Genomic DNA, 1,329 nt, shown 5'->3' on the forward strand with positions numbered 1-1,329 from the left:
CGCCAGATAGCCTGCGCTTGGCCCGGTCTGGTGGTCTGGTGTTCCGCTGGTGCGTCCGGCAGCCCGCCGTCCGCTATCCCGGCGCACGGGCGTTATTTGTGCAGCTTTTCGGCAATAAGCTCGCGTATGATCTTGCTCAGGCCGGGCAGGTCCGGCTTGGACACCTGCTTGTCGGCCCCGACCTTGACCCCCTTGGCGTACAGGGCATCTGTGATAAGGGAGGAAAAGAGGATCACCGGCAGGGTGCTCAGTCCGGGAGTATCGCGTATTTTGGCCGTGAGCATGTGTCCGTCCATTTCGGGCATTTCAATGTCCGAAATGACCAGATGCACCATGTCGGTAAGTTCCTTGCTCTGGGACTGGGCCTCGCTGTGTGTTTTTTGCAGATATTCCCAGGCTTCGCGTCCGCTGGCCACGGCCGTAACGCGAAAACCGGATTTTTGCAGCGAAGACTTGATGATGTGACGCAACGAGTTGGAGTCGTCAGCCACAAGCAGGTGAAACTGGCCTGCGCCTTCCACGGGCGTGGTGTCCACCTTGATCTGTGACATATCAAGGGTGCTGTCCAGACTGGCGAGGATTTTTTCCATATCCAGGATAAAGAGCACACGATCCTGAATGCGCAGTACGCCGGTAATACTGTCGCGCGAGTAGTTCTGTACGTACTGGTTGGGCGGCTCAATGCGATCCCAGGTCATGCGGTGGATGCTCGTTACTGCTGAAACCAGAAAGGCTGCCTGCACGCCGCTGAACTCGGTGACAATGACCTTGGCATTGTCTTCGGTCGCCATCTCCTTGCCGAGCCATGTGGCAAGGTTGAGAATGGGCAGCACCTTGCCCCGCAGGTTGAATGTGCCGAGCACCGAAGGATCGCACTTGCTGGGTACGCTGGTGATGTTGGGCAGGCGGATGATTTCCAGCACCTTGGCGACGTTGATGCCATAGTACCCGCTGTAGGCGCTGCCGTCCGGCTGCTTTTCGTCTATAAGAAATTCAATGATTTCAAGTTCATTGTTGTTGACGTTGAGCATGCTGTTTTGCGACATGGCTACCATCCTGTCTGCCTGCGCATGGCGCGCGGCAGGGCTTGTGTGCTGACGTGAAGCAATATCCGGCTCCGGGGCGCGGGACCGCTGTTGTCATTATCGGCCGAAATGCTTTTTCTCTTAGAGCGGCAGCAGGGCGACAGCGTGGTTTTTCACTGTTTTTTTGCTTGCTGCCGGAATCTTTTATGGCCGTGCATCTGCCGGAGGCCGGATTGTTCTTGCGGGCGAAGGCCCCAATGCTCCGGTACAGGTCGCATGCCGCTGCCGGGCGGGCCGGGGCCGC

General features: G+C 57.9%; 1 protein-coding gene. It reads right to left on the minus strand.

The annotated features are described in order from the left end of the window. Positions 1–92 precede the first annotated feature (92 nt). Entirely contained in the window at positions 93–1,046 is a 954-nt protein-coding gene (locus tag V6C07_RS08230; RefSeq protein ID WP_333535903.1) for a chemotaxis protein, read from the minus strand. Positions 1,047–1,329 lie beyond the last annotated feature (283 nt).

Source organism: Desulfovibrio sp. 1214_IL3152, from assembly GCF_036763055.1.
Lineage (GTDB): Bacteria > Desulfobacterota > Desulfovibrionia > Desulfovibrionales > Desulfovibrionaceae > Desulfovibrio.

What these genes read in the sequence shown, in the direction of transcription:
- V6C07_RS08230 (WP_333535903.1), bottom strand. Translation starts at nt 1,046, where the DNA reads ATGTCGCAAAACAGCATGCTCAACGTCAACAACAATGAACTTGAAATC.